The 13032-nt window shown below is 48.0% G+C and carries 10 protein-coding genes, 5 tRNA genes and 2 pseudogenes; 8 read left to right on the top strand and 9 right to left on the bottom strand.

Annotated features, from left to right (window positions below; all coding sequences use genetic code 11):
* Positions 1-11 precede the first annotated feature (11 nt).
* From ccoO to ccoP, 3 genes are read left to right on the top strand one after another with little or no spacing between them, the layout of a single operon-like run.
* Positions 12-623: a cytochrome-c oxidase, cbb3-type subunit II gene (gene ccoO / locus BQ5809_RS01820; protein WP_003788755.1), complete on the top strand. Its 612-nt coding sequence runs from the start codon at positions 12-14 to the stop codon at positions 621-623.
* 6 nt (positions 624-629) lie between these two features.
* Positions 630-806, top strand: a complete 177-nt coding sequence (locus tag BQ5809_RS01815) for a cbb3-type cytochrome oxidase subunit 3 (protein ID WP_003788757.1) — start codon at positions 630-632, stop codon at positions 804-806.
* Position 807: 1 nt separating this feature from the next.
* Positions 808-1773: a cytochrome-c oxidase, cbb3-type subunit III gene (gene ccoP, locus BQ5809_RS01810; RefSeq protein ID WP_003788758.1), complete on the top strand. Its 966-nt coding sequence runs from the start codon at positions 808-810 to the stop codon at positions 1771-1773.
* Positions 1774-1942: 169 nt separating this feature from the next.
* Here the strand turns inward: ccoP and BQ5809_RS01805 are convergent, their stop codons facing one another.
* From BQ5809_RS01805 to BQ5809_RS01795, 3 genes are all read right to left on the bottom strand, one after another.
* Complete coding sequence (locus tag BQ5809_RS01805; protein WP_003788760.1) at positions 1943-3880, bottom strand: MacB family efflux pump subunit; 1938 nt, start codon at positions 3878-3880, stop codon at positions 1943-1945.
* Between the two features lie 78 nt (positions 3881-3958).
* Positions 3959-4291, bottom strand: coding sequence for a hypothetical protein (locus BQ5809_RS01800; protein WP_003788763.1), 333 nt, complete (start codon positions 4289-4291; stop codon positions 3959-3961).
* Positions 4292-4319: 28 nt separating this feature from the next.
* Entirely contained in the window at positions 4320-5492 is a 1173-nt protein-coding gene (locus BQ5809_RS01795; protein ID WP_003791514.1) for an efflux RND transporter periplasmic adaptor subunit, read from the bottom strand.
* Positions 5493-5808: 316 nt separating this feature from the next.
* Here BQ5809_RS01795 and BQ5809_RS01790 point away from each other — a divergent pair.
* Both BQ5809_RS01790 and BQ5809_RS01785 read left to right on the top strand, forming a co-directional pair.
* Positions 5809-5884, top strand: a tRNA-Val gene (locus BQ5809_RS01790).
* Positions 5885-5919: 35 nt separating this feature from the next.
* Positions 5920-5996, top strand: a tRNA-Asp gene (locus tag BQ5809_RS01785).
* 155 nt (positions 5997-6151) lie between these two features.
* Here the strand turns inward: BQ5809_RS01785 and BQ5809_RS01780 are convergent.
* The 6 genes from BQ5809_RS01780 to BQ5809_RS01755 form a co-directional block, all read right to left on the bottom strand.
* On the bottom strand, positions 6152-6703 hold the full coding sequence (locus BQ5809_RS01780; protein ID WP_003788770.1) for a hypothetical protein: 552 nt from the start codon (positions 6701-6703) through the stop codon (positions 6152-6154).
* A 58-nt stretch (positions 6704-6761) separates the two neighbouring features.
* Positions 6762-6837: transfer RNA gene (locus BQ5809_RS01775), tRNA-Ala, on the bottom strand.
* A 45-nt stretch (positions 6838-6882) separates the two neighbouring features.
* Positions 6883-6959: transfer RNA gene (locus BQ5809_RS01770), tRNA-Met, on the bottom strand.
* 20 nt (positions 6960-6979) lie between these two features.
* Positions 6980-7056: transfer RNA gene (locus BQ5809_RS01765), tRNA-Met, on the bottom strand.
* Between the two features lie 63 nt (positions 7057-7119).
* Positions 7120-8481, bottom strand: a complete 1362-nt coding sequence (locus tag BQ5809_RS01760) for an FAD-binding oxidoreductase (RefSeq protein WP_003788772.1) — start codon at positions 8479-8481, stop codon at positions 7120-7122.
* A 2-nt stretch (positions 8482-8483) separates the two neighbouring features.
* Complete coding sequence (locus BQ5809_RS01755; protein WP_003788774.1) at positions 8484-8942, bottom strand: low molecular weight protein-tyrosine-phosphatase; 459 nt, start codon at positions 8940-8942, stop codon at positions 8484-8486.
* 235 nt (positions 8943-9177) lie between these two features.
* Here BQ5809_RS01755 and dapD point away from each other — a divergent pair, with 235 nt between their 5' ends.
* The 3 genes and pseudogenes from dapD to BQ5809_RS11510 form a co-directional block, all read left to right on the top strand.
* Positions 9178-9999, top strand: a complete 822-nt coding sequence (gene dapD, locus BQ5809_RS01750; RefSeq protein ID WP_003788778.1) for a 2,3,4,5-tetrahydropyridine-2,6-dicarboxylate N-succinyltransferase — start codon at positions 9178-9180, stop codon at positions 9997-9999.
* A 225-nt stretch (positions 10000-10224) separates the two neighbouring features.
* Positions 10225-12673 (top strand): annotated as a pseudogene (secA, locus tag BQ5809_RS01745) (preprotein translocase subunit SecA); the annotation flags it as partial.
* A gap of 119 nt (positions 12674-12792) precedes the next feature.
* Positions 12793-12996 (top strand): annotated as a pseudogene (locus BQ5809_RS11510) (SEC-C metal-binding domain-containing protein); the annotation flags it as partial.
* Between the last annotated feature and the right edge of the window lie 36 nt (positions 12997-13032).

Below are 13032 nucleotides of genomic sequence, written 5' to 3'. Positions count from 1 at the left end.
GGCTACCAAAAATGAAATTACAAGCATTAGTTGAAGAAAAAGTCGGCTTCTTGATTGTCTTTACATTCATTACCATCAGCATTGGTTTGTTGGTACAAGTCGTGCCCTTGTTTTTTAGTAAAGAAGTAATAACCGCAACCGAAGGGGTCAAACCCTACACCGCATTGCAAGTGGCTGGACGCGACATTTTTGTACGCGAAGGTTGCTACAACTGCCACTCGCAACAAATTCGTCCATTCCGCGCCGAAACCGAACGCTACGGACACTATTCCGTAGCAGGCGAATCGGTGTATGACCACCCATTCCAATGGGGTTCAAAACGCACAGGTCCAGACTTGGCGCGTGTGGGCGGTCGTTATTCGGACGAATGGCATCGCATTCACTTGTTGAATCCGCGTGAAGTTGTTCCAGAGTCTAATATGCCAGCATTCCCATGGTTGGCGCGTAACAAGGTTGACCCAGTTGAAGTGGTTGCACACATGCGTGCGCTGAAAAAAGTGGGAACGCCTTATACAGACGAAGATTTTGCCAAAGCTCCAGAAGAGCTAAAAGACAAGTCTGAATTGGACGCTGTGGTTGCCTATCTGCAAGGTTTAGGCTTGGCATTGAAAAACAAAAGGTAAAAAATCATGGATTTGAATTGGGCGCGGGTGTTGTTTACCGTATGTGTATTTATCAGTTTTATGACGGTGTTGCTGATTGTGTTCAACAAACGCAATAAGAGCAATTATGACGATGCGGCAAACAGCATTGTTGATGACGAAGACACGCCAACCGCCCAATCCAACCGTGAGAACGGAGCATAAAATGGAATCACAATTCACTTCCCCGTTTTGGAGTTACTACATTATTACAATTGTCGTGTGTAGCTTTATTTTCGTCATTTGGCTGCTGTTGTCGCAAGATAAAGTCAGACTCAAAAAAGATGAAGACGCCAAAACCATGGGACATTCATGGGACGGTATCGATGAATACAACAATCCCTTGCCACGTTGGTGGTATTGGATGTTTGTTGGCACAATCGTATTCAGCATTGGTTATTTGACGTTCTACCCAGGTTTGGGCGACTTTAAAGGTATTGGCTTCAACGGCAAACCTTGGTCACAAGTTAGCCAATATCAAGACGAAGTGCAGGCTGCCGAACAAGAAACGGGCGCACTGTATGCCAAATACAAAGGCATGAGCATTCCTGATGTGGCAAAAGACCCAGCGGCAATGACAATCGGTAAAAACTTGTTTGATACTTATTGCATTCAATGCCACGGTTCAGATGCCAAAGGTTCACGCGGCTTTCCTAACTTGACCGACACCGACTGGATTTATGGCGGCGCACCCGAAAAAATCCACGAAACCATCAACAAAGGTCGTACAGGTATCATGGCAGCTTGGGGTCCTGTATTGGGCGAAGAAGGCGTTCGTGATGCAGCCAACTACGTGATGTCTTTGTCTCGCAAAGAAGGTTTTGACGAAACCCGCGCTGCTCGCGGTAAAGAAATCTTTACAGCAAACTGCGTAGCGTGTCATGGTGATAAAGGTCAAGGCACATTGGGCATAGCACCGAATTTGACCGATGACACTTGGTTGTGGGGTCGCTCAGAAAAAGCGATTATGGAAACCATTACAGGTGGTCGCCATAACCAAATGCCAGCATGGGAAGGCTTCTTGACCGAAGAAAAAATCCACTTGCTGACAGCATTTGTGTGGGGTACTTCTCACCCAAGCAACAAAGCATTACCAACCGATACCGAAAATGCGGTGGGTTCGCCTAAATAATTAGCGACAATACCAAAGCAGCCTGCACTTTGAATCATTCAAACAAGTGCAGGCTGCTTTTTTTTCGTCTATTTATGCCTACTGTATACCCTTTGTCTAAATCAAAGATTTGAATACAAAAGCAGCCTGCACTTTCTATCTACAAAAGTGCAGGCTGCTTTGCTATACGTTAATCATGTGCCAACGCATCAATCGGATTGAGTTTAGACGCATTCTTCGCTGGCATATAACCAAACACAACACCAATCGCGGTTGAGCAAACCACCGCGCCCACAATAGACGCAGTAGAAAACGACATCGCAAAATCGGTAACAAAATGGTTAAACACCGCCGCCAATCCAAACGAAATCAACACGCCCGACACACCACCAATCAAACACAATAAAATCGCTTCAATCAAAAACTGCTGCAAAATATTGCTCTGACGTGCGCCAATCGCCATACGAACGCCAATTTCTTTGGTGCGCTCCGTAACCGACACCAGCATGATATTCATCACACCAATACCGCCTACTACCAACGAAATCAACGCGATACACGAAATCAACATCGTCATCGTGCCAGTTGTCGATTCAATCGTTTGCTTAATACTGTCGCTGTTTAGCATAAAAAAGTCTTCCGTACCGTGTCGCGCCAACAACAGCTCGGTAATGCCCTTCTCTGCCACCTGTGAATCCACATTGTCTTTGACTTTAACCGCCAAGCTGCTAATGAATTTATCGCCGCTAATTTGGCTCATCACCGTGGTATAAGGCGAATATAAATTCAGGCTGTCCGAACCGCCCATCATATTGTCTTCTTTTTGCAAAACCCCAATCACAGTGAGCGGTCGCTTGCGGAACAAAATGGTTTTGCCCAGCGGATTAGTGCCAGCAGGAAACAATTTTTCCGCCGTGTTATTGTCAATCACGACTACTTGCGCGTTGTCCTTCACATCGCTGGCATCAAACAATCTGCCTGTTCCCAGCTTCAAACCACGCACATCAAAATAGCCCTCACCCGAGCCATACAAACTAGCGGTTAAATCGGTATTCTGATAAGTTAAAGTGCCGCTGGTACTGGTAGATGGCGTGGTCGCTTCCACATAACTCAATTTCGCAATCGCCTGTCCATCGGCAACGGTGAGCGTTTTAATGCGACTTCGGTTGCGGTCGCCAAAGCCTTTACCAGGGAAAATAGAAATCGTGTTCGTCCCCATGCTATTGATGTCCGCCAAAATCTTCTCTTGCGAACCCTTGCCCAGCGCAACCACCGACACCACCGCCGCAATACCAATAATAATCCCCAACATCGTCAGCAACGAGCGCATTTTGTGCGCCACAATCGCTTGCACCGACATCGTGCAGGCTTCTTGGAACTGGTCTTTGTAAAACGCCAAACCGTGTTTTTCTTGAATACTTTTTACATTACTTGGCGCGATTTCGGTCGTTTTGCTCGAGTCGGAAATAATTTCGCCGTCTTTGATTTCAATCACGCGATTGGCTTGCGCGGCGATTTTTGGGTCGTGCGTTACCATGATAATCGTATGCCCTTCGGCGTACAGCTCGTGGATAATTTCCATCACGTTTTCGCCGCTGCCCGAATCCAACGCACCAGTTGGTTCATCGGCAAAAATAATTTCGCCGCCATTCATCAACGCACGCGCAATAGACACGCGCTGCTGCTGACCGCCTGATAATTCGCTCGGCTTGTTTTTTTCTTTGCCTTTCAAGCCCAACTTATCCAACAAACTATCCGCACGCTCGCTGCGTTCCGCATAATCCAAACCTGCGTACACAGACGGTAACGCCACATTATCACGCGCCGAAATGGAGCTTAACAAATTGTATCGCTGGAAAATAAAACCAAAACGCTTACGGCGCATTGCCGCCAATTCGTCCGCCGACATTTTGGACGTTTCCGTGCCAGCGATGGAATACGCGCCAGATGTGGGCGTGTCCAACAAACCCAAGATATTCATCAGCGTAGATTTGCCCGAACCCGATTGCCCGATAATCGCGACAAAATCGCCTTTTTGAATCGTTAGGTTGATGTTTTTTAACACATGGACGCGGTTTTCGCCCTCGCCAAAATAGCGGTTGATATTTTTACATTCAATTAATGACATCGTTATGCCTTTGATACGGTGCAGGCTGCTTGAACACTCAAAGCAGCCTGCACTTTAACTATTTAATTTACTTGTGATTTATTCTACTGCACTAAACACGCGAAACCCCAACTTCTCCGCAGCGGCTTGGTCTTGTTTAGCAATCGTGTACACATTAACATCACCAGTCGCGCCACCGCACACAGACGGAAACGCCACGCCACGCAAATAATCTTTACGCGCGACAAATACCTGAATATCGCCTAATTCGCGCTGCATGGTTTCAGGAGCGACACCTGCGCCACCGCATTGCGTAGAATTATCCGAACGATACACCTCTACTTTTTCAATGTGCAGGCTGCTTTTTGCCGCGCCTGCGCCGTTTGCCTGACACGACATCAAACCCAATAAAATAAAACGCTTAAACTGCATGATTTCTCTCCCCAAAAGCAGCCTGCACTTACATACGTGACGGGCCCATATTCTGATTGGCTGCATTAGCCTTATCGCTCGCGCTCATTTCCGACATAATCACTTTATCGTTTTCGTTTAAGCCCGATTGAATTTCCGTGTTCATGCTGTCTTTCAAACCAGCCTGCACTTCTTTTTCCACCGCCTGATTGTTCTCCAACACGCGCACAAAGTGTTTGCCATCACGCGATTTAATCGCCACCGTTGGCACAATCAACACATTGTCCGCACTTTTGATTTCAATCGTATTTTGCGTGGTCATACCAATCGCCAACTTGCCGTCAGGATTCGGCACGGTTGCACGCGCATAGTAATAAATCGCGCTCGTGGTCGTGTCGGTGGTGCGACTGTATGAGCCTTGCGACATCGTAGTCAAACCTGGGTCAATGCTATCCAAAGTCGTGCTAATCGGCGCATCGGGTTCAGACAAAATCGTAAAATTCACTTTTTGCCCAGCGCGAACTTTGGTCGCATCGCCCTCGGCAATTTGCATTTTGTTCAACATCATCGTCAAATCCGCAATCTGCACCACCGTAGGCGAAGTTTGACTGGAATTGATGGTCTGCCCTTCTTGCACCACCAACGCCACCACCGTGCCGTCTGCAGGGGCAGTAATGCGCGTGTAGCCCAAATTCGTTTCCGCGGTGTTAATCGCAATTTGCGTTTGTTTGATAGACGCTTGCAGCTCTTTGATGCGAGAACGCGCCGAAGCCAAAGCATCTTCGGTGGCTTCAAATTCCTCTTTGGACACCGCGTCCGCACCCGACAGCGTTTTATAGCGACTGTGTTTACGCTGCGCCGTTCGCAACGCAATTTGCGCCGATTCCAACTGCGCCTGATACGCCACCAACTGCGCCCTGTTACGGTCTAACTCATTGGTTTGCGACACATTATCAATTTCCGCAATCAAATCGCCTTTTTTGACCACATCGCCAATCTTAACGTGCATACGCTTGATTTGACCCGACACCTGCGCCCCCACATCAACCAAATGCGAAGACGAAATCTCGCCCGTTGCCGACACCGTTTGAGCAATCGTGCCACGCTTGACCACCTCGGTAATATAAGAAACCTCGTTTTTGGGTTGGAAATATTGGTAGCCGCCCCAAGCCAAGCCACCAGCCACCGCCAATGCCACTACTGTTTTTAGCGCAAATTTCATCGGAAATTCCAAAATCTGTTGTTTATTAAAATAAAAGACCGTGATTGTAGTGCAAAACACCATTCACACCAATACCACACCAAGCAGCCTGCACTTATAACCACATCAAAATAAACCTTTTTTTTGATTTTTGTTTACATAATTTTGTGTGTAGTTGAAAGAAAATAACATTTAATTCGCCATTACAATGGCTAAACACAATTTTAAAAATAGGCAAATCAAACAATGTTTTATTAAATTACTTAAAATTTATGTAAGAATTTGCTTGCAGAACAGCGCAAATTTTGGTTTAATTCTCACTTCGCAACAGCGACACGGGTGATTAGCTCAGTTGGTAGAGCGTCTGCCTTACAAGCAGAATGTCGGCGGTTCGACTCCGTCATCACCCACCAGTTTTTATCGGTTGCTTTTACGGCGATTGATACGCGCGGTGGTAGCTCAGTTGGTTAGAGTACTGGCCTGTCACGCCAGTGGTCGCGGGTTCGAGCCCCGTCCACCGCGCCAAAGTTTAATCATTCATCTCCTTTTTAATCCTTTGGTTTTTATATTAAACCCTTGTTGCTCTTTGGTAGTCATATCAGAGAGTGTTTTTTTATCTGCACTATTAAAAAGCAGCCTGCACTTTTGTTTTCCAAGTGCAGGCTGCTTTGTATTTCAGATTATTTAGCTGCCGTTTTATGCCACGCTTCCAACGCTTGCCAAACTTCATTTTGCAGGCGTTCGGCATCAGCCAGTTGTGTGGCATAGCGCGTATCGCTTTTGGCTTGAGGATTGGTCAGCAAGGCTTCAATCGCACCAGCAGACAATTCACGACTTTGCGTCATTTTGTCGCGCAATGCCGCCGCTTGTCCGTCCAATTTCAAATCGCGCAAACGAGCGGTTTGCTGTTTAAAAAACGCCAATTCTTTTAACGCAGCAGCCTGCACTTGGGCTGGTTCTTGCACGCTTGCTGCTTGTTGGCTGTTTTGTGCGACTTCGTCTTCAAAAGTTTTCAGCAATTTAATCAACGCCGCCATATCGCCAACAGGCATGGTTTGGGCGACTTCGCTGGCTGGCATCGCCGCACTTGCTGCAACCACCGAAGCAGCCTGCACAGGTTCAGATGCTGACGATGCGCTTTGAACTACGGGTGCAGAAGCTGCTATTTGATTGGTTTCCGATGTGCAGGCTGCCTGTCCTGCCAGCAGCATCAAAATAAGCCATTTTTTCATGGGATTTCCTTGTAAATAAACAAAAAGAGTTCAGCAATTAAACTGAACTCTTTTATTTTGGTGGAGGTAAGCGGGATCGAACCGCTGACCTCTTGCATGCCATGCAAGCGCTCTACCAACTGAGCTATACCCCCGTAAACAAAATCAGTTGAAATTTAGCATCTCAACTGATTTAAATCTGGTGGCGAATCAGGGATTCGAACCCCGGACACAAGGATTATGATTCCTCTGCTCTAACCGACTGAGCTAATTCGCCAAGTGTTCAAGAAACCTAGTTGGTGGCGAATCAGGGATTCGAACCCCGGACACAAGGATTATGATTCCTCTGCTCTAACCGACTGAGCTAATTCGCCACTAGATTTGATGAAAGACGGCACTATACCGATTGAGTGGTTAGTCGTCAAGCAAAATCGCGTTTAATCAGGCAACAATTTGTGTGGATTAAACAACTGTTGCGGGTCTAGCTGGGCTTTAATCGCTTTCATGAGTGCGATTTCGGCTGGGCTGCGAACGCTGGGCAACCAATGGCGTTTTAGGCTGCCAATGCCGTGTTCGGCGGCGATTGTGCCGTTTTGTTGCAGCGTGTGGCGGTACACAATTTGGTTAATTGTGTCTTCGTGTTGATAGACATCGTTGCTTAACACGTTGGGCAAAAAGGTGTTGTAATGCAGGCTGCCATCGCCCAAATGTCCAAACACGACAATATCCATATCGGGATAATGTTGGATTAGTTCTGCGCCACATTGTTCTACAAAATCGGCAACCGCCACAATCGGCATGGCGATGTCGTGTTTAATGCTTGCGCCTAATGCGCGTTGGCTGGCGGAAATGTTTTCGCGCAATGTCCATAAATCTTGGCGTTCTTGTTCGGATTGGGCTAGCACGCTGTTTTCATAGCCGTTTGTGTACAAGAAGTCTGCCAATAAATCGCCCAAATCGTCTCGCGCAAGGCTATCGGTTAATTCAATCAAAACGTGCCAAGCAGCCTGCACGGATGGGACGATGTGGCTGTGTTGGGCGGACAAGTTGAGTGCGAATTGGCTCACTAATTCAAAGCTGCACAAGCGTTCGGCAAATTGATTTTTGACCAGCGATAGCAGTTGCACCGCCGATTGTATGCTGTTTATACCCACCCACGCGGTTTCGGTGGATTGCGGTGGTGCGAACAATTTGAGCGTTGCGCCTGTGATGATGCCGAGCGTGCCTTCGCTGCCGATGAATAGGTGTTTGAGTTCGTAGGCGGTGGTATTTTTGTGTAGCGGATTCAGGTGCGACAACAGTTCGCCGTTGGGCAACACGACTTCCAATCCCACGACTAAATCGCGCATGGTGCCGTAGCGCAACACGTTGAGTCCGCCTGCATTGCACGCGATGTTGCCGCCAATTTGACAACTGCCTTCGCTGGCTAAACTGAGTGGAAAAAAGCGGTTGGCTTCGGCTGCGGCAGCCTGCACGTTGTGCAAAATGCAGCCTGCATCAACGGTTATCGTGTTGTCTGCCAAATTGACGTGGCGAATGCGATTGAGCTTGCTTAAATTAAGCAACACGCCGCCTTGTGCCACGCTGCCGCCCACCAAGCCTGTGTTACCACCTTGCGGGGTAATCGTAATGTCACGCGCGGCGCAAAATCGCACAATTTTTTGTACGCTTTGCACGCTATTGGGCTGCACCACAAGGCAATCGGTGCTGGTGTAGCGTTTGCGTTGGTCTAGCAAAAAAGGGGCGGTGTCGCTGGGCAATTCGTTGGGCGACAATAGAGCGCGAAGTTCGGTGTACATGGTTACAATCGTCCGTCTGATAATCGGTTGAGCAATTCTTGGCAGCACGCGGTTAAAATATCGCGCGTTTCGTTGAAATTGCCTGTGTACCAAGGGTCTGGCACATGGTCGTGCAGGCTGCTTTTGCCCAGTAAATCGGTAATTTTGAAGATTTTATCGTGTTTGCCAAACAGTTTTTGCACATCGCGCAAATTGTTATCGTCCATCACGATTAAGTAATCGTAGTCCAAAAAATCGCTTTTTTTGAGTTTTTGGCTAACAAAAGCGCGCGAATCAATGTTCAAGCCGTCCAAAATATCGGCTGTGCCACAGTGCATGAACTCGCCATCGTGCCAACCGCTTGTGCCTGCGCTGGCGGTCTGCACCACGATGCCTCGCTGTTGCGCCATATCGCGGAAAATGTATTCTGCCATGGGCGAGCGGCAAATGTTGCCCAAACAAATAAATAGGATTTTTTTCATGATGACGATTCCTTGTCTGCAAAATGAGAGTGAAGCGAAATAAAAATGGGACAAGGCGATAACGCTCGCCGTGTGCAAATAGCACTTAAGAGCGTTATCAACGCCGTACCATTGCGATTTCACCTCACTATCGGCATTTTAGCGCGTCCAAGCAGCCTGCACCTATTTTTTTGAGTACAGGCTGCTTTTTGCGCTACAATCGCCATTTTTACCACTTTGATTGATAGGAAAAATCATGTCATTACAACAAATCATTGAAACCGCATTTGAAAACCGCGCCGACATCACGCCAGCAACGGTAACGCCCGAAGTTAAAGAAGCCGTGTTGGAAACCTTGCGCCAGTTGGACAACGGCACTTTGCGCGTTGCCGAACGTGAAAGCGTGGGCAAATGGAAAGTAAACGAATGGGCGAAAAAAGCCGTATTGTTGTCGTTCCGCATTCAAGACAACGTGATTTTGGGTGATGGCGTAAACCAATTCTTTGATAAAGTGCCAACCAAATTCGCCAACTGGACACAAGCCGATTTCCAAGCGGCAGGTTTCCGCGCTGTTCCTGGTGCGGTGGCGCGTCGTGGTAGTTTTGTCGCAAAAAACGTGGTGTTGATGCCGTCTTATGTAAACATTGGCGCGTATGTGGACGAAGGCGCAATGGTGGACACTTGGGCGACTGTGGGTTCGTGCGCGCAAATCGGTAAAAACGTGCATTTGTCGGGCGGCGTGGGCATTGGTGGCGTGTTAGAGCCATTGCAAGCTGCACCTACGATTATTGAAGACAACTGCTTCATCGGTGCGCGTTCCGAAATCGTAGAAGGCGTAGTCGTGGAAGAAGGCAGCGTGATTTCTATGGGCGTGTACATTGGTCAATCTACCAAAATTTATGACCGCGAAACGGGCGAAATTCATTACGGTCGCGTGCCAGCAGGTTCGGTAGTGGTGTCAGGCAGCTTGCCAAGCAAAGACGGCTCGCACAGCTTGTATTGCGCGGTCATCGTGAAAAAAGTGGACGCGCAAACACGCAGCAAAACCAGCGTAAACGAATTGTTGCGTGGCGTTTAATTGGATAGTTTGATGGATTGAAAGTGCAGGCTGCTTTTGGCGTAACAAAAGCAGCCTGCACTTTTTTGCCCCCAAATTGCTTACACAAACAGCGTAAAAACACGTTAAATGCAACACGCAAGCAGCCTGCACCCTTGTAATTGATGCAAGCAGCCTGCATCTTGCCAGCCACTATGGTAAAATCGCGCCCGTTTGCCGTTTATGAACACGGCACAAGGATAAATTATGCTTACAACTATTGCTAAAAAAATCTTCGGCAGTCGCAACGACCGACTGCTCAAACAATACAAAAAAACCGTCTCCAAAATCAACGACATGGAAGAGGCTATACAAGCCCTGTCCGATGAAGAATTACGCGCCAAAACCGCCGAATTCAAACAAAAATTGGCAGACGGCGCAACGCTAGATGCCATTTTACCCGAAGCGTTTGCCGTGTGCCGTGAAGCATCACGCCGTGTGTTGGGTATGCGCCATTTTGACGTGCAACTGATTGGTGGCATGGTGCTGCACGACGGCAAAATCGCCGAAATGCGTACAGGCGAGGGCAAAACGCTGGTTGGCACATTGCCTGTTTACTTGAACGCGCTGGCTGGCAAAGGCGCACACGTGGTTACCGTAAACGACTATTTGGCAGAGCGCGATGCCAACATCATGCGCCCTTTGTACAACTTTTTGGGCTTGGAAGTGGGCGTGATTTTGAGCAATCAAGAGCCAATTGAACGCCAAACCGCCTATGCTGCCGACATCACTTATGGCACAAACAACGAATTTGGTTTTGATTATCTGCGCGACAATATGGTGGACGACCCATACAGCAAAGTGCAGCGCGAACTGAATTTTGCCGTTGTGGACGAAGTGGACAGCATTTTGATTGACGAAGCGCGTACACCGTTGATTATTTCGGGTCAGGCAGACGACAATATTGAGCTGTATCAAGTCATGAACCAAGTGCCAAGCTATTTGGCACGTCAAGCGACCGAAGATGGCGAGGGCGATTATTGGGTTGATGAAAAAAATCATCAAGTTATCTTGTCAGAAGCAGGGCATGAACACGCCGAGCAAGTGTTGGCGCAATTGGGTTTGTTGCGCGATGGCGAATCGCTATACGACCGCAACAATATCATGTTAATGCATCACTTAATGGCAGCCTTACGCGCCCACAGCTTGTTCCACCTAGACCAGCATTATGTGATTAAAGACGGCGAAATCGTGATTGTGGACGAACACACAGGTCGTTTAATGGACGGTCGCCGTTGGTCAGACGGCTTACATCAAGCGGTAGAAGCCAAAGAAGGCGTGGAAATCAAAAAAGAAAACCAAACGCTGGCGAGCATTACGTTCCAAAACTACTTCCGTTTGTATACCAAATTATCGGGAATGACGGGTACAGCAGACACAGAAGCCTTTGAGTTCCAAAGCATTTATGGCTTGGAAACGGTGATTATTCCAACCAATAAGCCAATCCAACGCAAAGACTTCAACGACCAAATTTTCCGCACCGCCGAAGAAAAATTTGAAGCCGTAGTCAAAGACATTAAAGAATGCTACGACAAAGGTCAGCCTGTTTTGGTTGGTACAACCACGATTGAAAACTCAGAATTGGTGTCGCATTTGCTAACGCAGGCTGGTTTGCCGCACAACGTGTTGAACGCGAAAGAGCACCACCGCGAAGCCTTAATCGTGGCGCAAGCAGGCAAGCCAAGCATGATTACCGTTGCCACCAATATGGCAGGGCGTGGTACAGACATCGTGCTGGGCGGCAATGTGAAACATCAAGCCGATGCGATTCGTGCCGATGAATCGTTGTCAGACGCGGAAAAAGACGCGCAAATTCAGGCTTTGGAGCAAAACTGGGAACTCGAGCATCAACGCGTGATGGAAGCAGGTGGTTTGCACATTATTGGTACAGAACGCCACGAAAGCCGCCGCATTGACAACCAGTTGCGTGGTCGTGCAGGTCGTCAGGGCGACCCAGGTTCAAGCCGATTCTATTTGTCGTTTGAAGACCCATTGTTGCGCTTGTTTGCGTTAGACCGTGCCGCGGCGATTTTGGATAAACTCGCACCAGAGCGCGGTGTGGCGATTGAAGCAGGCATTTTGACGCGTCAAATTGAAAACGCACAACGCAAAGTGGAAGGTCGCAACTTTGATATGCGTAAACAAGTGTTGGAATACGATGACGTGGCAAACGACCAACGCAAAGTGTTGTATCGTTGGCGCAACGACATCTTGCAAAGCACCGATATCGGCGACATTGTCAAAGAAATCCGCGAAGCGATTGTGAGCGACTTGGTGGACAGATACATTCCGCCAGCCAGCATGGAAGAGCAATGGGATATTCCTGCACTAACACGCGTGTTGGCAGAAGAATTCAATGTTCATGTGGACATTGCAGGCTGGTTGAAAAAAGACAGCAGCTTGGAAAACGAAAACATTAAAGAGCAACTGTTGGCGCAAATTGAAAAAGATTATGCCGACAAGATTGCGCGTTTACCCGAAGCCAAAATCTTCCACGATTACGAACGCAATGTGTTGATGAGCTGGATTGACCAAAGCTGGCGCGAACATTTGGCAGCGATGGATTATTTGCGTCAAGGGATTCATTTGCGCGGTTATGCACAAAAAAATCCGAAACAGGAATATAAACGCGAAGCCTTTGAAATGTTCCAAGCCATGCTGCACAACATTCGCAGCAATGCAACCAAACAGCTGATTTATGTTCACGTTCAAACGCAGGAAGAAATACAGGCGGAACAAGAAGCGCGTGCGTTAGCAATGCAAGCCGTTCACGCTGCTGCGCCCGACATGGAAGCGGTTTTAGCGCAATCGCGCGATGGCTTGGCGCGTGGTGCGTTTGACCCGAATGCCGTATCCGAAGAAGACGCGCAATATTTGCCCGATGCGTTGGAAGCGGCTGGCAAAGTGGTACACCGCAACGACCCTTGCCCTTGTGGTAGCGGTTTGAAATACAAACAATGCCACGGACGTTTGGCATAAAACACAAAAGCAGCCTGCACTTTTTGTTGATTTAAA

It is taken from the genome of Kingella kingae ATCC 23330, from assembly GCF_900111845.1.
Taxonomy (GTDB): Bacteria; Pseudomonadota; Gammaproteobacteria; order Burkholderiales; family Neisseriaceae; genus Kingella; species Kingella kingae.
This window is presented reverse-complemented; position numbering and strand designations above follow the sequence as displayed.